The sequence below is a fragment of the Sporolactobacillus shoreicorticis genome, assembly GCF_024125445.1.
In the GTDB taxonomy this organism is placed as follows: Bacteria; Bacillota; Bacilli; order Bacillales; family Sporolactobacillaceae; genus Sporolactobacillus; species Sporolactobacillus shoreicorticis.
The window spans coordinates 30,396-50,022 of record NZ_JAMXWM010000013.1 but is presented as its reverse complement, the minus strand read 5'-3'; the positions used below and the strand labels follow the sequence as shown (position 1 = coordinate 50,022).

At 42.5% G+C, this 19,627-nt stretch carries 21 protein-coding genes and 2 pseudogenes; 18 read left to right on the top strand and 5 right to left on the bottom strand.

All coding sequences use genetic code 11. From position 1 onward, the window contains the following. Positions 1 to 44: 44 nt before the first annotated feature. The gene (locus tag NIE88_RS11950) at positions 45 to 740 is read right to left on the bottom strand and encodes an alpha/beta hydrolase (RefSeq protein WP_253062385.1); all 696 of its coding nucleotides are present in this window, start codon (positions 738 to 740) and stop codon (positions 45 to 47) included. A 132-nt stretch (positions 741 to 872) separates the two neighbouring features. On the opposite strand from NIE88_RS11950, the gene NIE88_RS11945 reads away from it, so the two are divergent. Then, a complete protein-coding gene (locus tag NIE88_RS11945; protein ID WP_253062384.1) occupies positions 873 to 1,649 on the top strand; it encodes an alpha/beta fold hydrolase in 777 nt (258 codons plus the stop codon). A 103-nt stretch (positions 1,650 to 1,752) separates the two neighbouring features. On the opposite strand, the gene splB is transcribed toward NIE88_RS11945, so the two are convergent. After that, entirely contained in the window at positions 1,753 to 2,781 is a 1,029-nt protein-coding gene (splB, locus tag NIE88_RS11940; protein ID WP_253062383.1) for a spore photoproduct lyase, read from the bottom strand. Between the two features lie 17 nt (positions 2,782 to 2,798). Beyond that, entirely contained in the window at positions 2,799 to 3,032 is a 234-nt protein-coding gene (locus NIE88_RS11935) for a transcriptional regulator SplA domain-containing protein (protein ID WP_253062382.1), read from the bottom strand. A gap of 485 nt (positions 3,033 to 3,517) precedes the next feature. Between NIE88_RS11935 and NIE88_RS11930 the strand changes: the two genes are divergently transcribed. The 6 genes from NIE88_RS11930 to NIE88_RS22810 all read left to right on the top strand — a co-directional run bounded on the left by NIE88_RS11930 (position 3,518) and on the right by NIE88_RS22810 (position 5,638). After that, a complete protein-coding gene (locus tag NIE88_RS11930; protein ID WP_253062381.1) occupies positions 3,518 to 3,811 on the top strand; it encodes a WXG100 family type VII secretion target in 294 nt (97 codons plus the stop codon). A gap of 376 nt (positions 3,812 to 4,187) precedes the next feature. Beyond that, positions 4,188 to 4,616, top strand: a complete 429-nt coding sequence (locus NIE88_RS11925; protein ID WP_253062380.1) for a hypothetical protein — start codon at positions 4,188 to 4,190, stop codon at positions 4,614 to 4,616. Next, positions 4,616 to 4,870: a DUF5344 family protein gene (locus tag NIE88_RS11920; RefSeq protein ID WP_253062379.1), complete on the top strand. Its 255-nt coding sequence runs from the start codon at positions 4,616 to 4,618 to the stop codon at positions 4,868 to 4,870. The genes NIE88_RS11925 and NIE88_RS11920 overlap by 1 nt, the downstream gene beginning before the upstream one ends. Beyond that, on the top strand, positions 4,867 to 5,076 hold the full coding sequence (locus tag NIE88_RS11915; protein ID WP_253062483.1) for a hypothetical protein: 210 nt from the start codon (positions 4,867 to 4,869) through the stop codon (positions 5,074 to 5,076). The genes NIE88_RS11920 and NIE88_RS11915 overlap by 4 nt, the downstream gene beginning before the upstream one ends. Beyond that, a complete protein-coding gene (locus NIE88_RS11910; RefSeq protein WP_253062378.1) occupies positions 4,983 to 5,477 on the top strand; it encodes a T7SS effector LXG polymorphic toxin in 495 nt (164 codons plus the stop codon). Before NIE88_RS11915 ends, NIE88_RS11910 begins: the two co-directional genes overlap by 94 nt. After that, positions 5,402 to 5,638, top strand: coding sequence for a hypothetical protein (locus tag NIE88_RS22810; RefSeq protein WP_373689432.1), 237 nt, complete (start codon positions 5,402 to 5,404; stop codon positions 5,636 to 5,638). The genes NIE88_RS11910 and NIE88_RS22810 overlap by 76 nt, the downstream gene beginning before the upstream one ends. Before the next feature lie 40 nt (positions 5,639 to 5,678). On the opposite strand, the pseudogene NIE88_RS11905 reads toward NIE88_RS22810, so the two are convergent. Together NIE88_RS11905 and NIE88_RS11900 are read right to left on the bottom strand one after the other, a co-directional pair. Further along, positions 5,679 to 6,242, bottom strand: a pseudogene (locus NIE88_RS11905) (DsbA family protein). Between the two features lie 185 nt (positions 6,243 to 6,427). Next, on the bottom strand, positions 6,428 to 6,862 hold the full coding sequence (locus NIE88_RS11900) for a hypothetical protein (protein ID WP_253062377.1): 435 nt from the start codon (positions 6,860 to 6,862) through the stop codon (positions 6,428 to 6,430). Positions 6,863 to 6,928: 66 nt separating this feature from the next. On the opposite strand from NIE88_RS11900, the gene NIE88_RS11895 reads away from it, so the two are divergent. From NIE88_RS11895 to NIE88_RS11845, 11 genes and pseudogenes are all read left to right on the top strand, one after another. Further along, positions 6,929 to 7,348, top strand: coding sequence for a hypothetical protein (locus NIE88_RS11895; RefSeq protein WP_253062376.1), 420 nt, complete (start codon positions 6,929 to 6,931; stop codon positions 7,346 to 7,348). Further along, positions 7,349 to 7,963, top strand: coding sequence for a trypsin-like serine peptidase (locus tag NIE88_RS11890; RefSeq protein ID WP_253062482.1), 615 nt, complete (start codon positions 7,349 to 7,351; stop codon positions 7,961 to 7,963). 121 nt (positions 7,964 to 8,084) lie between these two features. Beyond that, positions 8,085 to 8,291, top strand: a pseudogene (locus tag NIE88_RS11885) (transposase); the annotation flags it as partial. A 623-nt stretch (positions 8,292 to 8,914) separates the two neighbouring features. Then, positions 8,915 to 9,877 (top strand): helix-turn-helix domain-containing protein, encoded by a 963-nt coding sequence (locus NIE88_RS11880; protein WP_253062374.1) that lies wholly within the window; start codon positions 8,915 to 8,917, stop codon positions 9,875 to 9,877. A gap of 95 nt (positions 9,878 to 9,972) precedes the next feature. After that, positions 9,973 to 11,748: an ABC transporter ATP-binding protein gene (locus NIE88_RS11875; protein WP_253062372.1), complete on the top strand. Its 1,776-nt coding sequence runs from the start codon at positions 9,973 to 9,975 to the stop codon at positions 11,746 to 11,748. Next, positions 11,741 to 13,489, top strand: coding sequence for an ABC transporter ATP-binding protein (locus NIE88_RS11870; RefSeq protein ID WP_253062370.1), 1,749 nt, complete (start codon positions 11,741 to 11,743; stop codon positions 13,487 to 13,489). Before NIE88_RS11875 ends, NIE88_RS11870 begins: the two co-directional genes overlap by 8 nt. Positions 13,490 to 13,899: 410 nt before the next feature. Beyond that, a complete protein-coding gene (locus NIE88_RS11865) occupies positions 13,900 to 14,649 on the top strand; it encodes a hypothetical protein (protein WP_253062368.1) in 750 nt (249 codons plus the stop codon). After that, positions 14,646 to 16,328: a VWA domain-containing protein gene (locus NIE88_RS11860; protein WP_253062366.1), complete on the top strand. Its 1,683-nt coding sequence runs from the start codon at positions 14,646 to 14,648 to the stop codon at positions 16,326 to 16,328. Before NIE88_RS11865 ends, NIE88_RS11860 begins: the two co-directional genes overlap by 4 nt. A 16-nt stretch (positions 16,329 to 16,344) precedes the next feature. Beyond that, positions 16,345 to 17,493: a toxic anion resistance protein gene (locus NIE88_RS11855; protein WP_253062364.1), complete on the top strand. Its 1,149-nt coding sequence runs from the start codon at positions 16,345 to 16,347 to the stop codon at positions 17,491 to 17,493. Positions 17,494 to 17,725: 232 nt separating this feature from the next. Next, on the top strand, positions 17,726 to 18,595 hold the full coding sequence (locus NIE88_RS11850) for an AraC family transcriptional regulator (RefSeq protein WP_253062362.1): 870 nt from the start codon (positions 17,726 to 17,728) through the stop codon (positions 18,593 to 18,595). Positions 18,596 to 18,627: 32 nt separating this feature from the next. Continuing rightward, positions 18,628 to 19,602: a DMT family transporter gene (locus NIE88_RS11845; protein WP_253062360.1), complete on the top strand. Its 975-nt coding sequence runs from the start codon at positions 18,628 to 18,630 to the stop codon at positions 19,600 to 19,602. Positions 19,603 to 19,627: the final 25 nt, after the last annotated feature.

Below are 19,627 nucleotides of genomic sequence, written 5' to 3'. Positions count from 1 at the left end.
AGTCAAGTTTTCTAATAAGCAAAATGCAATGGGGATTATAAAGTTCAATGCTTGTTTAGAAATGCTGTCACAAATCGGATGACCTTTTCCGCTTCGGCACCGTGACATATGTGATGCCTGGCGCACGGCAGATAGTGCAGCTCTTTTTCTTGCGAAGCAGCCACGCGAAAAATCAGTTCAGCACTTTTCGGATCAATCGTTTCATCACATTTACCGTGAATGATACAGATCGGAACATGAATGGTGTGAAAAATTTGTTTTGCCTGTCTGACAACTTTATGAAACTGAAAGATATTGGCAATCGGGATCTTTTGAGTTAGTTGCGAATGGTTGAGTAGCACCGGGTCGTACTCATTTGGCTTCATTTTCTTTCGCTGACGAAATTTTTTTAATCTCATTTTGAAGATATGAGGGGTCAGCACATAAACGGAGGGAGAAAGCAGAACAAGAGAAGAGATCGGATACTGGGAAGCTGTAATCGAGGCGATCATCGCACCCATTGAAAAACCGATCAGATGAATCTCTTTCTTGTCGTCTTTTGCTCGTATAACAATCTTTTCAATCGCGTGCAGCCAATCTGGAACAGTGATTTTTTTCATTTGTTTTTTATTCCGATCGTGACCGGGCAAAAGCGGGGTGGTGACTTCATATCCGGAGTGTTCAAGTGCGCGTGCCAGCGGTTCTACCTCCCATGGATTTCCGGCGAATCCATGAATAATGATACATAATGGCGGCTTCATTTAATCACTTCCTTTCGCTCCTAGTCTGCCGTGTCCACGGCGCATCATTCCTATCGACTAAAAAATATTTTGGATAAAAACAAAAAGTTTTGGGGAAAATAGGTGCAATTCATTGCTCTGAGGTGACCGAAGATGCCCTATTTCAAAGTAGATGATTGCCAACTCTACTACAATGTTCAAGGACGCGGAATACCGATTCTCTTTGTCCATCCCCCTTTACTGACTCATTTAAATTTCTTAAATCAAATGAAGGAACTATCTAAGGATTATCAAGTCATTACTTTTGATATACGCGGTCATGGAAGAAGTTCAGCAACGGATGAGTCCTTAACTTACCCGCTCATCGCGGATGATATGCTGCATTTGCTTGATCATCTGAATATTCATAAGGCCTATATCTGCGGCTATTCAACCGGTGGATCAATCGCACTGGAATTTTTCTTGAAGTATCAGAACCGAGCATTGGGCGGAATCTTGGTCAGCGGCCTGTCTGAAGTCAGCGACCGGTCATTAAAAAGCAAACTGGTTCTGGCAGCGACGCTTGCCCGCCTGAAAGCACTCTCCATTTTAGGCTTTTATATTGCTGGGACAAATATGGCGACACGTTCTTCATTCTGGAAAATGCTGCGGGAAGAGCGACAAGGATCGGGGAAAAATGTGGCCGAGTATTATCAATACTGTCTGTCCTACACCTGTACCCGTCAATTGGATCAGATTCAACTGCCGATATTACTGGTTTTTGGAAGTCAAGACCGCGGATTTTTTCGTTATGCAAAAATACTGCATGAAAACCTGCCAAATAACGAACTGAAATGGATTCAAAATGTTAAACACCAAATTCCAACAAAGGCAGCGTCAGAACTAAACAGCTTCATCAGGTCGTTTGTTAAAAAGAAAGCAGCTAAGTGATGAGCTGCGCATCTCGATAAAAGCTTTGATTGGATCACCTAAAAAACGCGCAAAGTATAAAAAGCACAGGGCATCGTGAAAAGCGTACGGGGCATGTGCTTTTTTACGTGAAATACGCCACCACAGCATCCGGAAAATAGTGATGGATATAGCCTTCAATTGTTTCTTGCAGAAGTGCCTCATCTTCTTTTTGATAGATGTATTTGCCAATTCCGTAGCGGCCCCATTTGTAGCGGCGTTCTTCTTTGTTCATAACCAGTTTTGAATTCGGATAATTTTTTTCAATCACACGTTTAGCCGGACCGGTGAAACGATGCTGGATGAGTTCGAATGTGATCGGGACAGCCGTTTTCACCGGAAGCCGGTCGTGCAGTGTCTCAAACAGATGGCGGTAGCCTTCCTGCCAGCCGTCGTGGATATAGATTGGCGCAATAATAAATCCGAGCGGATAACCGGCATCGGATACTTTTCTCGCTGCTTCAATCCGTTCAACGAGGCGGGATGTTCCTGCCTCGAAAAATTTGATCACGTACGCGTCATTGAGGCTGAAACGAAATCGGGTTCGTCCATTGTGTCGCGCGTCCAATAAATGATCCACATGAGCGAATTTTGTCACAAAACGCAGTTCACCGAAATCGCGCTCACCAAAGAATTCGATTGCCTTTTTTAATGAATGGGTCAAATGATCGATGCCGACGATGTCCGAGGTGCAGGCCGCTTCAAATCGTGTGATCTCAGGCGAACGTTCGGCCATGTACTGATCGGCGCGTTCGAGAATCTCATCGACGTTGACGTAGGTTCTGATATACGGCTTCGAGCCCATGGTGGTTTGCAGGTAGCAGTAATGACAGTGCCCCATGCAGCCGGTGGCAAGCGGAATAGCATATTCAGCTGAAGGTTTGGAGCTTTGGAAGTCTAAGGTTTTTCTCACACCAACGACTAATGTTGATTTGGCGTTGCGGTATTTTTGAAAATCATTATTCCCCGGAAGATGACGTACTTGATTATGTGAAGTCGTTTCACGAATCTCAATCCCCATGTTTTCAAATTTGTCCTTTAGCGTTTGACCAAGAGGGTAGTCCAACGCGCGAGGTTCAATGTAGACAAGCTGGGGAACAAAGGGTTTTACCATGAGTGCCACACATCTCCTTAATCTTCATCATAGATCTGTTTGTACACGCGTTTCGCGTCTTCGACTGTTGGGAATACTGCGTCGTCCTCGGCAAATTCATAGTACATGTCATTTAGGGATAACACCTTGTCCTCTTTTTTATTCGGATTCTCAACTATTTCTGCTTCCTGAATCAATGTGGCAGTTGCTGTGTGCGGATTTCGGCAAATGACATAGACATGATCGCCAACTTGTGTTTCCTCTTTTTTCATTTGATATACCTCATATCTCATTCTTTTTCTTGGTTCATTATGTCCAGAAATTATTGGGTTATGCCTTAGTTAGCGTCAAGGCAGTCTGTAATTGATGCGATTTTAAGTTGCTGAACCTCTATTTGATATGCGTTTTTTTCGACTAGTAAAAAAGACACGGTGTTTTTTGCCGAAATAGGTCGAATACGCTTTGCTTGATGAAAATTCACTGCTAATTCAGGAGTTTTGGCCGTGTTCAAGAAACCGTCACATTTTGTATGATAGGGTCAAGCAAGAAAAACAGCTCCGGTGAGATCCATTACACGAAACACCTCAAGATTTTCTTCATTTTTCTTTCAAGCATAATCTGACGAAGCGGAAAACCGCCTTAAGGCGGTTCCATATAATTGACGAATGACGATTCATGAAGGCTCTTTTCGTTCGATTCGGTGAAGGTTCACCATGCGTGCCTAAAGCATGCGACAAAACAAGGAGGTTTTTTACTCATGGCAGGACAAATTCGATTAACTCCGGAAGAGTTGCGCAGCTACGCGGCGAAATACGGTCAGGAATCATCAAACACAGGCGAATTGATCGGCAGGCTCGATGGAATGATTAATCAGCTGGCTCAGGTTTGGGAAGGGGCGTCCAGCCGCGCGTTCAAGGATCAATATGGACGGCTTCGCCCATCGTTTCAACAGATGCAGCAGCTCCTAGAAGACGTGAATCATCAGTTAGCGAAGAGCGCGACGATCCTTGAGGATACCGACAACCAGATTGCCGGACAGATTAACGCTTAACGCGATACAAACAAAAGGACCGGGCTCTAGGTGGAGTCCGGTTTTTTTACAGCGTTTTGCTTTGCTGGTACGACGATAAGGTCATAAGATTCGATTGGGCGATCAGGTAAGCGCCAAGTCTGAGAAATAAACGGAAAAATTCCGCTTAATTAGAAAATGAATGAAAAAATAGCCTAAATAGACGGAGAAACTCCGCTTATTCAATCGAAAAACGTGAAAATGGCTGGTTTTGCAGGACATAAGCGGAAAAATTACCCTTATTTACCTGTGAAACAAGCGTCATGATGCAGATAACCGGAAAATCTCCACTTATTTTACTCGTTACTTTAAATACCCTGTGTATTCAGAGCTAGGGTCAAGAAAGGAGGCGCGTCTTATGGGCGCATCGGCAACACTAAACGCGATTTTCCGTACACTCGCCCATCAGTCGGCGGCGGTGGACGATCAAATCGACCGGTTGAGGCGATCAAATCGCAAGCTGGGTCAGGAACAAGCGGCAGGGATGCATGCATTGCGCATTCTGACCAGGCCGGAACTTGGCTCGGATTGGACCGGATCCAAGGCGCGCACGTTCCAAAAGAAACGTGATGCCGCTCAGGATAAACTGCACGTGAAATTAACAACCAGTGTGGACAGTTATCAGCAGAGCATCAAGACGAAAATCCATGAGTTGCAGATGAAACGCGATTTTCTCGCCGGAACGTGCGCGATGGCGCACGAAGCCGGTGCCCTCGTTCACCAAGGGGAAAAGGCAGCGGACGCCTTGGAGCACAAGTTAACCGAAATTAAAGGGCGGTTGTTCTAATGGTCCAAATTGAACTGAATACACATGTGACAGAAGGACGTATTGCGGCGGCAGAGCAGGCGCGTCAAGGGGTGGTGCCGCTCCAAGCCGTCTCCTGCGGACGGAATCGTCTCGCCGCGACCGCCGCCTATCAGGAGGGTGAGCAGATGATGGAACAGCTTTTATCCGCCTACCTCGCCGGTGTACAAAAAAACATTGCCGATACGCAGGCGAACGTTGCGCTTCTGCAACGACAGGATGAGGCGATTAAATGAGAGCAAATCTAAGCGGCGGTTCCGGTTCAGCCACCGATACGCAAACGTATGAAGCTGAATCGCTGATCGCGGCGCCGCACACTATCGAACGCTGCGCAATCAATTCCACACCTTGCGACACGCGTTCGGGCAAATCTCAGGACTCGGCTCTGATTTTCAGGGGAAAGGCGCAGAGGCGATCAAACAATTCTATGCCGCGCAAGTAAATGTGGTTGACGCCTGGTTACGGCTGATTGACAAAAAAATTGCCTACTACCAAGGCGTTTCCGGCACGATTGAGGAGAAAAATTTGGGTGGCGACACGCAGATTCAAGTGCCCTTTCTGAATGAAGATTTATCCATGGGGGATGCGCGCGCCAAGGAAATGGTTAGAGAACAGCGGGTGGACATTTCCAAAATCTTGAGCAGTATTTCCGACCTGGTACCGATCAACGTCTTCTCCAGCCATGAGGTGGATCAGGCACTGGACGCCGCGGATAAAAAACGTGCGCAAACAGTGCTCGACGTTCAAGACCTCGACCAGATAAAAAGATTCAGTATCAGGATAGCTGTGAACGCAACCAAGTTGAAAGTAAGTTTAGCACACTCAAAACCTTTCATGGGTTAGAACGTCTGTGTTCACGGCTTAAGGAAACCTCAGAATTGGAAATTGAGCTGGCTATTTTGGGACTTAATTTGTGCAAAAGAGTCAGAACCTTTTTTGTCGTCTTTTCCGATGTTCTCTTTTGGACGTTCAAAATACAGATCATACGCCAAGAAACAAACTGATCATGAGATAAACAAAATTTTCAGGGTTACGCAGTGACCCCTATTTAAGATTTGGATTAATCATTTGATCTATTTTTATTAATGACTGTGGATTAGCAAGTGTTTCTCCATTTATCACAAGTGTTGGGGTTTCGCGAATACCGATACTTAGGTTAATTTTATTTTCTTTATTTAATATTTTCTCATAAATATTATTATCAATTGCTTTTTCAAAAGATTGATCATTTAAGTTATGAACAGTCTTGTTTGCCAAACGTAAAAGCAAATCTTTAGTTACCCATTCTTCTTTCTCATTTTTTTGTGCTTTGTAAAGGGCATCATGAAAAGACCAGAATTCATTTTTATTTTGAGTGTAAATAGCTTTTGCGGCATTCGCTGCGTATTCGGAATTTTGGCCTAATACTGTGAAATTTATGTAATAGAATTTTACTAAGCCGGTATCTATATATTTTTTCTTAAGTCGCGGAAATACGTTTTCCTAAAATTTTTTACACCAAGGACATCTATAATCACCAAATTCAATCATAATATTAGGGGCATTATCGTTTCCAATATGCGGCTCATTGTCAAGATTTATTGTTAATTTTGCACTCTTATTGCTCATTTTCGTATTAAGAGGTTTTGTTGATTCATGCGTTTTATATGTCAAAAATGATACGATAATTATAGCAATTAAAAGAAAAATCGAAGAAATCAATATAGTATATTTTTTTTCATTATATCACCCCATTTAATGTTTTATATTACCTCATTATTAATTTTTATCCTCATGTAAAATAAACCCAATAATTATTTTATTATGAATTTCAATCTATTATGCTTAAAACTTGGAACTATAGATTTTGTAATTTCAAAGGATTCTTTATTAGATATGTCATTTAAAAATCCTGAATTATCGATTTTTTTATCCATTAAATTTTTAATGTCCCTACTAGAAATCGGGGAAATTTTAATTGTATATTTTACACCTTTATCTAACTCTAAGCCGAATTTAGTTTTAGATTCAATGAAATACTTCCCCATGGGTAAATAACCATCATCCTTATCTTGATGTTCTCGAAGAATGCGAACTACATACTGATTATATTTAGTGTGGTCATATCTAACCTCAATGGTAATTTTAACCTTAGATTTCTTTGCTTGATTAATAGGTTTATCCTCATTGATATTTTGACAACCCAATAGCAAAACGAATATAAACAATATTGTAATTATTTTGCTCATAATAATCACTCACTTCATAATTTTATGATAATATAATTTAAATAAGATTACTAGGGGATGATTTATTTGATAGTGAAAAGATTGTTTTTATTTTTTTCTGTGGTAGCTTTGCTATTATTAGTATTCTACACAAATCCACCTACAGCACAAGCGAAAGAAAAAACTGTGATCAATAATCGGCAAAAGATTACTATGCCCGAAATTAAGGGGGACCGTCTTAAAAGATTATTAAAATATGCTAAGGACATCGATCATCCTGTGAAACAGTTAAGTTCCTCAGAATTAACCAAATTAAAAAAAACATCATCTTCACTGCATCAATATTCAATCAGCTCTCAAGGACGTTTAATTAAATCTAATATTGCTAGTACACCTTTCAAATCTTCACATGATCAAATTAAATCAAATCTTTTTCAAACACTTGCAACAGATAATAGAGTACGTGTTAATCCAACAACATCATTTCCCTATAATGCCATAGCATAAATAGACTTTACTGATGGAACAAATGGATATAGTTGTACTGGTTGGTTTGTTGACCATAATACAGTTGTTACTGCAGCTCATTGTGTTTATGACACGTATAATAATAAATTCTATGATGCATGGTATGTATATCCAGCAGAAAATGGCACCGATTTACCATATGGCGGCGAAGCTACGACAGAAGCATATGTTTCGGGTGGATGGCAAAGTGCCAATCCTCCAGATCCAGAAAGCGTCTATTATTTGGATGTTGCTTTTGACTATGCTGTAATTAATTTAAATACAGATACTGATTTTCCTAACCACTTATCGATTCATACAAGTGTAAATGCTAATGGTAACATATACTCAATTGGATATCCAGGTGACAAATCTTTCGAATCAAACGGATCTTATTACTATTACATGTACAGAAGTTTAGGTACCATAAATAAAATTGAATATAGTACAATTACTCATAACGCATATGTTACTTCAGGAATGAGCGGGGGACCGATAGTAAGCCCTAATGATTGGGGTATTTATTCATTAAATAGTACTGCAAGTTGGGGACCTCAGCTAGCAGCTGACGGTTCAAGAGGTACAATACAAACGTGGTCATCTATTAATCAATAAGGCACCTCTAAATAGCGATCACTGCGTAACTTCAACAATTTTTATTTGTCTAAGGTTTTGTCAAACTTTCTTTCGAATTGGTTGCGTTCTGGCACTGGATCCTTTTGTACGGAATCTCTGTTTGCACTGGTTGCACACGATTATTTCTAATGCTAAGGCCTCTATCGGGGGTACGTTTCATGGCTTGGACAAAAAACATCTTCAGGCCTATCTGGATGAATTCTGTTATCGATTCAACCGTCGAAACTTTCGGGGCGAATTGTTCAATCGCCTCCTTGCCTGCTGCGCTTCTACAAAAACGGTCACATATAATGAGCTAACGGTATAATCAGAAAAGATAAAAAATTAGGAGGATATAGATGGGTAAAGTTTTTGAAGATTATTTTACAGATCTACAAGCAGACATGTTGCTTTATTAATAGTGAACGGGCTAGGGACGGGGCGAATGAACGTGAACTGAATGCCTATGATCAGACGCTCTAAACGTTCAAAATGCTCGGTTAAAGTGAAAAAGGAATCAACGCCTACTTACCACAAATGTCATGACTAGGCTACCACCGACAGAGACTTGTTCGGCAGGCGGATGATCAAGTCAAGCAAAGAATCAGTCTCTTCAAGGCGTGTTCATGATGAACCTTTTTACCTGGAAGCTCGCCAACTCACGTAAGCAGGGCCAAGGTTCCGAGAAAATAGTGACGCATCATGTCATCACCGTATCTTGACAAACAAAGAGGTATCTTTTAAATTTAATGATAATGAGAACTATTATCAACTATTGGATGGCGGCTGTGATCGGAAAAGTAGTCTGTTTTTGTGTTAAGCAGTATCAATCCGTTATGTTTATTAAGAGGTGGAAAGCGAACGGTTTCTATAAAAATGGCGCATTTTCCGACTGTTCTTGGTACGGCAAGGCTTTGTAAGATAAAAATGGGTTTTGTGAAGGTGTTTGGAATGAATTTGGAAAATTCTTTTTATTTGGGACGGAATGTGTCGCGTGTCGCTTGTGATCGTGTTTGTTCTGTTTACAGGCTTCATGCGGATACAGGAGAAGGTTTAATGACCGTTTATGAGGTTTTTCCGGGCGTGAATTTGCTTTTTAGCGACTTCCAAATTGAGCACTGTATGTCCTATTTCAAGACTCAGGTACCTGTTTTCTGTATCGATCATTGCCAGGAAGGCCGGCTTGAGTGGGAGGTGCGTGGCAACGGTTGTCTTTATATGGAAGCAGGTGACCTTCAGCTGAATGCGCGCGCTCAGCATGAAGGAAGGTACCAATTTCCATTGCATGCTTATCGCGGATTGACGGTATCAATCTGTACAGAAAAGGCATCTGAGTCGCTGCGCAATATACTGGATGGGTTTGCTGTCGATTTTAACGCTTTAAGAGCAAAGTTTTGCCAAGACAAGCAACCGTTTATCATTCGAGCCGGACGACGCATCGAGCACATCTTTTCCGAACTTTACGCTGTCCCGGATGAAATTAAAATTCCTTTTTTTAAAGTCAAGGTTATGGAAATGTTGCTTTTATTGAGTGCTTGGGAGTTTCCTTCTAAAGTGGAAGAACGTTCGTATTTTGATCGACTGCAGGTTAAGAAGATTAAAGCCATTATGAAACTGATGACACGAAACCCTGAACACCATTATACACTTGAAGCACTTTCTGATCGTTTTCAAATGCCGGTCACATCGATGACTAAATGCTTTAAAGGTGTATTCGGTATGTCGATTCATGCTTATATGAAGCAGTACCGAATGAAAGCCGCAGCCGTTAAACTTCATAAGACAAAAGACAGTGTCACATCCATCGCGCTGCAGTCGGGTTACGGCAATGCCAGCAAGTTCTCGGCCGCATTTAAATCAATTATGGGCACAACGCCTTCCGACTACCGCAAATCGGTTGTCCAAATGGAGTAGCCGGTCGGGTTTTGGAGCGGCTGAAAAGTGAAAGGTACACTACAATAAAGGTGATTTGCTCCGGGCAAATCACCTTTATTGTTTGGAGGGATTGGATGAATACTTGGAAGACCTTTCGGATTATTTATGATTTTACTCAAGGATGCCGGGGAATCATGCTGCTTTCAATTTTATGCGCCATAATAAGCGTTGTCGGTGGTTTGATTCCCTATTGGGGAATCTATCAGATGCTGCTGCTTTTTTTAGATGGGAAACCGACAATTGAATGGATCGGATTGTGGTTTGGAATTTGTGTTGCAGGGTACGTGGTCAAGCTGCTGTTTTATGGTTTGTCCACAACGTTGTCCCATTGTTCGGCCTATCAGACCCTTGAAAGTATTCGTTTGGCGATGACTAGACGTTTAATCAAGGCACCGCTCGGGACTGTGCTTGGAAGCACGGCGGGCAGGCTTAAGAATATAATTGTTGATCGGGTTGAAACCATTGAGCTGCCACTCGCGCACTTAATTCCGGAGGGGATATCTAATCTGCTTCTTCCCGTTGCTGTCTTTGCTTATATGGTGTATCTGGATTGGCGCATTGCGCTGGCATCTATAGTGTGTATTGTTCTGGGCGGTATTGTCTACTTCATTATGATGAAGAACTTCAGTACGCAATACGACGCTTATATGGAGGCAAGCAACCATGTCAATAGTGTCATGGTTGAATATGTGGAGGGTGTTGAGGTCATCAAGGCATTCAATCAATCGTCCGGCTCTTACGAGAAATTCACGGATGCTATTGGCTCCTTTAGGGATTTTACGCTGGATTGGTTCCGAAGTACATGGAAGCTGATGAATCTTGGCGGCGCACTCTTGCCATCAACACTATTGGGGATTTTGCCCGTCGGAGTGCTGCTCTATATCGACGGAAGCTTAACGCCGGCAGAATTAACCTTGTGCATGATTCTCTCCTTAGCGCTTTTGGCTCCCGTGAACTGGTTTACAGTCGCCGTTAATGATTGGAAATCGATTGAATACGCGATTAGCGATGCGAACGAGTTACTGAGATTGCCCACTCTGCCGGATACTGCGGCACCGGTGAATTTAGCGTCTTATGAAGTTCGGCTTTCCGATGTGAGCTTTCGCTATAACGACAAAGATGGAAATGTGCTCAACCACATCAATTTGACACTGGCCTCTAATCAAATGACAGCGCTGGTAGGGCCATCTGGAAGTGGTAAATCGACGGTTGCGAGGCTGATTGCGCGTTTTTGGGATTTATCTGCCGGCAAAATCATGATTGGCGGTATCGATATTCGTGATTTGCCACTGAATCAGCTTTCTGAACTGATCAGTTTTGTGACGCAGGACAATTTTCTGTTTAATTGTTCTCTGCTTGAAAATATTCGGCTCGGAAATCCGAAAGCTACGGATCAAGAAGTTTATGCCGCTGCACGAGCCGCTCAGTGCGACGAGTTCATTGGTCACCTGGAAAAAGGATGGCACACGATGGCTGGAGAAGCGGGGAATAAGCTTTCAGGAGGCGAGCGGCAACGCATCGCGATCGCGAGAGCCATTCTGAAAAATGCGCCAATCGTCATTCTTGATGAGGCAACGGCTTTTACCGATCCTGAAAATGAGAATCAGTTACAGCAATCCATTGCGGCACTTACCCAAGGCAAAACACTTTTAGTCATTGCCCATCGACTGTCAACGATAAAAGACGCGGATCAGATTGTTTTGCTGAATGGAGGAAGTGTTGTGACCAAAGGAACCCAGACCGATCTTTTGGAACATAGTCCTCTTTACCGAAAAATGTGGCAGGCACATATCGGAGCGAAGGAATGGGCGGCCGGCGACGGAAATAAAGGAGGGAACATTCATGCTTAAGACCATGCGACGATTGATTGATTGGACCGGACAGCGCAAGCGTTGGCTTTATTGGGGCTTCCTTTGGTCGTTTTTGCAGGCGCTCTTTACCGCCATGCCGATTATGGGTGTTGCTTATGTTTTAAAACTCATAGTTGATGATCAAACAGGGCGAATTGAATTGAAACCTATTTTATCCCTCTATTTATTGCTGTTTATGGTGCTCATGGTGCTGGGGCGCTTTCTGTTTTCGTACTTAAGAGCTGTCTTTCAGGAGAGCATTGGTCACGAGGTGACCGCGGAGGAACGGATGAAAATCGGGTATATTCTAAAAAGAGTATCTCTTGGTTTTTTTGATCGGATTAGTGTTGGCGAACTCGTTGGCGCGGTAACTACGGACCTCTCTTTTGTTGAAATGTACTCGATGAAAATGATTGATACGGTTATTGGCGGCTATATCGGTGCCGCCGCCATGATTCTGTGCCTCGCCTTCTATAGCTGGCAGGCGGCGGTGATTGCTCTGATCGGGCTCGCTCTGTCGGCTTTGGCATTGCGTCTGATGGGGCATTACAGTCACCGAAATGCGCCGATTCATCAAAAGGCGCAAAATGAAATCATCAATGCAACTCTTGAATATGTTCGCGGTGTCGCTGTTATTAAAGCTTACGGACAGGAAGGGGCAGCGATTGAGTCGATTCGCAGCGCATATCGGAAGCAGCGGGATATTAACATCAAGATCGAGCGGGAATATGTTCCGTGTAACGTTCTGCATTTATTCGCACTTAAAGCGAGCTCGGCGGCGGTCGCTTTCGTCTCCGCTCTTCTCGCGATGCAGGGCGGTTTGTCTGTGCCTGATTTTTTAATGTTGGCTGTTTTTTCCTTTGTAATTTTTGGGCAGGTGGAACAGGTGAACAACGCGACGCATGTGATGCAGATCATCGGCCCGATTATTGACAAATTAGAAAAAATAAAACAGGCGAAATTCATCGATAACCATGGCAAAGATCAGTCGCTGAACAATTACACCATTGAAATGAAAAATGTTGCTTTTGCTTATGACAAACGCCGAATTCTGGATGAAATCAGCTTCACGATTCCGCAGAAGAGCACAACTGCCATTGTCGGGCCCTCCGGATCGGGGAAAACCACGATTTGTAACCTGATCGCACGTTTTTATGATGTCGATGCAGGCAAGGTCACGATTGGCGGGACAGATATCCGCAATCTTACCTTAGACAGCCTGTTGAAAAACATAAGTATGGTCTTTCAGAATGTTTATCTTTTTCATGATACGATTGGCAACAACATCAAATTCGGAAGACCGGATGCGACGATGGAAGAGGTTATGGAGGCTGCGAAACAAGCACGCTGCCATGAATTTATCACAGACCTTCCCGATGGATACGACACAATGGTCGGTGAAGGCGGCTCATCTCTGTCAGGAGGCGAAAAACAGAGAATTTCAATTGCCAGGGCGATGCTTAAAAATGCGCCGATCGTCATTCTTGACGAAGCTACGGCAAGCATCGATCCGGAAAATGAGCAATTTGTTCAGGAAGCGATCAGTGCATTGACGCACGGCAAAACAATTATTGTCATCGCGCATCGGCTGGCAACAATTGAGAATGCCGATCAAATCCTTGTGCTTCAAGATGGACAGATCGTGCAGAAGGGCACGCATAAGCAGTTGAGTCACGAAGAAGGTGTTTATCGACACTTCATTTCAATTCGTGAGAAAGCTGAAGAATGGAGCCTTGGATAATTCCTTGTCGTACGCTCTCTGTTTCACGACGGAGAGCGTATTTTTTAATGGAACATGGAAAGGCGCGAAACCGATGGAAGTACAGGCTAGGCGTTCCTGCAAATCCTTGCTTTTTTGACGGGACTCATAAAGCAGACGAGATTGAATGTAACGTAACAAAAAAAGTCAAAGCCAATGACCGGGCGTTTTTTGCCCGGTTTTTCTACTAAAAAATGCATTTTGAAAGTCGACAGGCGTAGTTGTCAATCATTTTGTAATAAACAGAAAAATAATTGCAAATAGTTCATCATTCTCTGCTAAAATAAAAGAAAGGATGTCATTTTAATGGATCAATCATCGACTTATGTCTGGTAAGCGATTGGTGAACGTTGCTTGATTTAATAAGCATGCAACGAGAACGGGGGAGTAGGGTGAATCGACTTTTTAAATTCATCGGACTATTAGCAGGGGTTGTCATTATCGATATTTTCATTTTATCCCCTCAATTTTTGGGCATTGCCATTGGCGGTGAGAGCGCATTTCAGACGGCTCTTGGCGTAACGCTGTTATTTGCGAGTGCGATGGCTATTCTTGTCGCCCTGTATTTAATTTACTTCAAGCCGCGCAGTGCGGGCAACATACCTCAATTGGAAACGAGAGAAGATTATTTGGATTCGTTAAGAGAATTTAAAGACAGCCAGGTATTTGGCAGGGATATTGACACAGTTTTAGCCCAAGTAGAGCGCTTGGAAAAGAAAAAGGACACGGTAAAAAGAACGCTGGCCCATCGGTTTGGCGAAGGAGAATTAAGCTATCAAAAGTTTATGGCCCCTGTTTCCGATGTTGAAAAGCTCTTTTACGTAAACATTAGAAACATAATTGTCAAAGTCAGTGTTTTTGATGAGGGGGAATATTTTAAACTCGCTCGAATTGAAAAAGATTTTACCGCAGATGTGATGGAGGATAAAATGCAATTATTCAATCATTACATCGACTCAGTCAAGTCATCGAAAAACATCAATGAAGAAGTACTGACAAGCTTAGACAAACTAATATTGGAAATCTCCAACTTGAACACTGTTGATGTGTCGGAGGTTGACAATCTGCCTTGCATGCAGGAAATGAATCAATTGATTAGCCAAACGAAGTACTACAAGAATTCTGAGGGGGTCTATGAATGAAAAATACGGGCAAATTTATCGGATTCGGAGCAGTGGCCCTTATCGCTGTGTTCGCAATTGTTTTTATCGGGGTATCGCTGACCTCGAATTCAAAACCCGTAAAAGTAACCGATAAAAACAAATTGGAGATACTGAATAAATTGTACTCAGATATTGATGTAACGAAGGAAAAAACGGTTAAAGGAAGTATTGATCTTAATCCTGCCAATGTCGCATCCGAACTGCCGTCGATTAACAAGTTCGAGGTGCCTGTTAAAAACACGACCAATGATTATGTTGAGATCTTCTCATCAACCGAAAAGTCGGGAACCGGCGTGGATGGCTGGATTAACAAAGTAGCCGATGATTTTAATCAAACGAACGTAACAGTCGATGGAAAGCAGGTGTCGGTAAAGATCAGAAATATTGCTTCGGGGACGGCCACCGATTTTATTAAATCGAAGAAATATATTCCCGACGGATTTACACCGTCGAACGAACTATGGGGTGAGATGACAAAGGCCGGCGGTGTAAAAACCGAAATAATCTCGAATCGTATGGTGGGAAATGTTCCTGGGATTTTGTTGAAAAATTCAAAGTATAATGAAATTAAGAAAAAATACGGAAAAATTGATGCCAAAACGGTGATCAAGGCAATGGCAAATAACGAATTAACCATGGGCTATACAGATCCCTATGCAAGCTCCACCGGATTAAATTTATTGATCAGTATTCTGCATACGTTTGATGCTGGTAACTTGCTTGGCAATAAAGCGGTCAGCGGTTTTGAAAAATTTCAAAACAATGTTCCATTCACAGCGCTGACTACTCTGCAGATGCGTGATGCGGCAAAATCGGGAACATTGGACGGCTTTGTGATGGAGTATCAGACGTTCAGTCAAGCGCCCGATCTTAAAGCAAATTATACGTTTACTCCGTTCGGCGTACGTCATGACAGCCCATTGTATGCTTTAGGCAATATCTCATCTGAAAAAAAACAGATTTTGCAAAAGTTTTCCGATTTTTCCAAGCAAGCAAAGTATCAAGATCTGGGAAGCAAGTATGGGTTTAACCATGAGTCAAATTATAAATCGGAATACAGCAGAGTAGACGGTGCGACGCTTTCATCTGCCCAAGCGCTATGGAAGGAAAAGAAGGATCTTCAAAAACCGATTTCGGCCGTCTTTGTCGCGGATACTTCCGGCAGTATGGGCGGTGCCCCATTGAATCAATTGAAGAAATCATTACTGCAATCGCAAAAGTATCTCGGTCGGCAGAACAGTATTGGTCTAGTGTCCTACGCAAACGATGTATCAATAAATCTACCCATCGGCAAGTATACCCTTGAACAGCAGTCTAAATTTGTCGGTGCGGTTGAGCGTCTCGAAGCCAGCGGAGGCACGGCAACCTACGATGGAATTATTGTCGCAATCAGAATGCTTCAGGATCAAATGAAGAAAAATCCAAACACAAGGCCGATCATCTTTGTCCTAACCGATGGAGAGACAAACGGCGGTCATTCGCTTGATGAAGTGAAAGGCTTGATAAAAGCTTACAAAATGCCTGTTTATACAATCGGGTATAACGCCAATTTAAAGGATCTTGAAAAAGTCTCGAGCATTAACGAAGCAGCTTCAATCAATGCTGATACGGATGATGTGATTTATAAAATCAAAAACCTGTTCAACGTACAGCTGTAAGAGAGGGGATCGGTCAATGGGATTTTCAATGGAAGTGGTGAATGAGAAAGAGGTTAAGGCTCAAATAGAGGAACAAGTAAAGCCGGTATCGGAAGAAATGCAGAAAATCAAAGAAACGGCGGATAAGAACGTTGCTGAGATCATGAAAATTGATCCGGCATCGACGAGTTCTTTCAGTGAACGTACGGAAATGCTGCAATCCGTTGAAAGTTTTGGACTGGATACGCTGAGAAGTTCAGCAAGTAAAAATTCTCTGTTGAAGGTTTCGGTAGGCAAGCTTTCAAAGTCGGGTGACGAAGGCGGTGCGGTTGCAAAAGGATTAACGGAGCTGCAAACACAGTTTCAGGATCTTGATCCCAGCATTGTCGACTTCACTAAATCTGGGTTTCTCGGCAAGCTTTTTAATCCGCTGCGCGCTTATTTTAAAAAGTACCAGCGAGCCGACGCGGTCATCGGTGACATCGTTGAATCCCTCGACAAAGGGAAGCGCGTGCTGACCGACGACAATAAAACCCTGCTGCTTGAACAGCAAACACTTCGTGAAATCACAAAGAAGCTGCAGACGAATATCGAATTGGGTTCATTAATGGATCAGTCCATTGAAGCGAGCATTGAGCAGGCAAAGATGGAGGATGAAAATGCGGAAAAGGTACGGTTTGTCACCGAAGAAATCCTTTTTCCATTGCGGCAGCGTGTTATGGATATGCAGCAGATGCTGGTCGTCAACCAGCAGGGCATTATCGCTTATGAAGTAGTCATGCGGAACAACAAGGAGCTTATTCGCGGAGTAGAGCGGGCAAAGACAGTGACCCTGTCCGCATTGCGAAATGCGGTAACGGTTGCGAGTGCGCTGTATAATCAGAAAATCGTCCTCAGCAAGATTGAATCGCTCAACAAGACGACGAACATGTTCATTTCCGGAACGTCTAAGATGCTCAAAGAACAGGGTGCCGATATTCAGAAACAAGCGATGGAAACCGGAGTCTCGGTGGAGACATTGAAACAGGCATTTGTTGACGTGCTTTCCGCGCTCGACTCAATTAGCGCTTATAAGCAAGAAGCGCTGCCAAAGATGCGCGAGACGATCAGCCAATTCAGAGAATTGGCTGACAGCGGAGAAAAACAGATCAAACGTTTCGAGAATGGCTCACACGTATCTTTATAAAAAATAGATGAGTTCAAAAGCAATAACATCTTAATTTAAAGCGCCCTTCCACGTATAGCGGCGTTTTATTTTTTTCGCGGAATGTCTATTTGATCATCACACGGACTTTGAGAGTGCAATCGTGAAGTTGTTTAAAAACACAGCAAAAAGTGGCCTGTAATGAACATTAGATGGGTAATGTACGACCCCAAAATATGGATTCCCGTGCATAAAAAGATGGGAGTGTGTCGTTTTGAGTAAACAAGTCGAAAATGAAAAAATCGTGTTCTGGAAAAGCAACCATTTAGAAGGTCTGGACTGCCTGCATGCAAAGTACATTGACCATACTTTTTCGAAACATGCGCATAGTGGATTTGCAATTGGAGTCATTGAGAGCGGCATTGAAGGTTTTCTTTACAGAGGAGAAAATCAATTTGGGCTAAAGAACAGTCTGGTCGTACTCAATCCTGAAGAAGTTCATACAGGATATGCCGCAGAGAAAGAGGGATGGACTTACCGAATGATTTATCCGGAAAAGTCTTTAATTCAGAAGATGTTGGGAATAGAAAATGCAGAGGATCTCAGCCAAATTTTTTTCAAAGAATCTGTTATAGATAATGCAGAGATGGCGTCCTTGTTTTTAAAATTACACGACACTCTTGAATATTCCGATTCTGCTCTAGAACAAAGGACTGAGTTTATTTATTTTTTTGACAAACTGCTAAAGAGATATGCAAGTAAGTCATTATCGCACATCAAAGATGATGCGCTGCCTCATAAAGAAATTCAGCGAGCAGTTGATTATATGCAAGCGTACTTTGACGAAGATATTTCTCTTCTTGAGCTCGCTCAAGTCACGCATTTAAGTGAGTATCACTTTGCTCGAATGTTTAAAAGACAATATGGTCTCTCTCCTCATGCATATCTCAATCAAATTAGAGTAAGAAAGGCAAAAGAATATTTAGCTCATGGTTTAGCGATACCCAAAGCTGCCGCTGAGGTCGGTTTTGTTGACCAGAGCCATCTTTTGAGGCGTTTTAAAAAAGTGTTTGGTATTACGCCTGGTCAATACCAAGCAGCGAGCAAGAATGTACAATACAAAACAAGAGATCACCCCCTATAATGGAATCATGAAAACGTTGGAGGTAGGAAAGTATGACAAACAAGAATACTTTTTTGGGCTTAATGTACGGCATCATTGCCGGTGCTTCGTGGGGATTAGCCTATCTTGTTCCAAACATGCTTTCAGCTTTCTCGTCATTGGAAATTTCTTTAGGGCGCTACTTGATGTATGGCTTATACTCACTTTTTTTATTTTTCTTTTATAAGAAAAATCCTCTGAAAATATCATTGAAGATTTGGCTAAGGGCATTGCAGTACGCACTTATAGGGAATCTGGGCTATTTCTTTTTTTTGGTGCTGGGGATTAAACTTGTCGGTGCTTCTGTTGCCACATTAATCATTGGCATCTTACCGATCACAATTAGTTTTTTCGGTAACTTGCGGAATCGTGAATTTCCTTTTAAAATCTTATTTTTTCCTTCAGCTTTTGTTCTTGTAGGCATGATTATCTTGTGCCTTAACGGAGGGCAGAATGGTCCTTCAATTGACCCTTCTGAAAAAGCACAGTTACTTGGCATTTTTTTCTGTCTGACTGCATTAGCGCTATGGACGTGGTATGGGGTTTCAAATGCCCATCTTCTAAAGGATGATTGTCAAATCTCGTCCGACTTTTTTTCCACTATTATTGGTATTCAAACGTTAGTATTAGTTCTTGTTGTTTCACTGGTTTCCATCTTGTTGAAACAACCAATCCTTCATCGCATTCTTATTCATCGGGATCTCTCAAAATATGTAGTTGGAATTATTGTCCTGGGCATATTCACCTCATGGATAGCGACATGGGCATGGAACAATGCCTCAATAAAGCTGCCAGTTTCAATAGCCGGAATGATGATCGTTTTTGAGACGGTATTTGGTCTACTCTACTCCTATTTGTACAACAAAGAGCTGCCGTCGCTATCAGAGTTTTTTTGCATCGCTCTTGTTCTGTTCGGGGTTGCTCTAGCAATTTGGAAAACAAATAAATACAAACGATCATCAAAAAAGCATCATCAAGCCGTAATTTAATGGTACGTCATTGCTGAGCAGCAAG

Excerpts from the sequence above, each read along its gene's own strand:
- NIE88_RS11925 (WP_253062380.1), top strand. The coding sequence starts at position 4,188 with ATGGGCGCATCGGCAACACTAAACGCGATTTTCCGTACACTCGCCCAT.
- NIE88_RS11870 (WP_253062370.1), top strand. The coding sequence starts at position 11,741 with ATGCTTAAGACCATGCGACGATTGATTGATTGGACCGGACAGCGCAAG.
- NIE88_RS11855 (WP_253062364.1), top strand. The coding sequence starts at position 16,345 with ATGGGATTTTCAATGGAAGTGGTGAATGAGAAAGAGGTTAAGGCTCAA.
- splB (WP_253062383.1), bottom strand. The coding sequence starts at position 2,781 with ATGGTAAAACCCTTTGTTCCCCAGCTTGTCTACATTGAACCTCGCGCG.
- NIE88_RS11875 (WP_253062372.1), top strand. The coding sequence starts at position 9,973 with ATGAATACTTGGAAGACCTTTCGGATTATTTATGATTTTACTCAAGGA.
- NIE88_RS11915 (WP_253062483.1), top strand. The coding sequence starts at position 4,867 with ATGAGAGCAAATCTAAGCGGCGGTTCCGGTTCAGCCACCGATACGCAA.
- NIE88_RS11950 (WP_253062385.1), bottom strand. The coding sequence starts at position 740 with ATGAAGCCGCCATTATGTATCATTATTCATGGATTCGCCGGAAATCCA.
- NIE88_RS11900 (WP_253062377.1), bottom strand. The coding sequence starts at position 6,862 with ATGAGCAAAATAATTACAATATTGTTTATATTCGTTTTGCTATTGGGT.
- NIE88_RS11860 (WP_253062366.1), top strand. The coding sequence starts at position 14,646 with ATGAAAAATACGGGCAAATTTATCGGATTCGGAGCAGTGGCCCTTATC.
- NIE88_RS11845 (WP_253062360.1), top strand. The coding sequence starts at position 18,628 with ATGACAAACAAGAATACTTTTTTGGGCTTAATGTACGGCATCATTGCC.
- NIE88_RS11945 (WP_253062384.1), top strand. The coding sequence starts at position 873 with ATGCCCTATTTCAAAGTAGATGATTGCCAACTCTACTACAATGTTCAA.
- NIE88_RS11880 (WP_253062374.1), top strand. The coding sequence starts at position 8,915 with ATGAATTTGGAAAATTCTTTTTATTTGGGACGGAATGTGTCGCGTGTC.
- NIE88_RS11935 (WP_253062382.1), bottom strand. The coding sequence starts at position 3,032 with ATGAAAAAAGAGGAAACACAAGTTGGCGATCATGTCTATGTCATTTGC.
- NIE88_RS11930 (WP_253062381.1), top strand. The coding sequence starts at position 3,518 with ATGGCAGGACAAATTCGATTAACTCCGGAAGAGTTGCGCAGCTACGCG.
- NIE88_RS11920 (WP_253062379.1), top strand. The coding sequence starts at position 4,616 with ATGGTCCAAATTGAACTGAATACACATGTGACAGAAGGACGTATTGCG.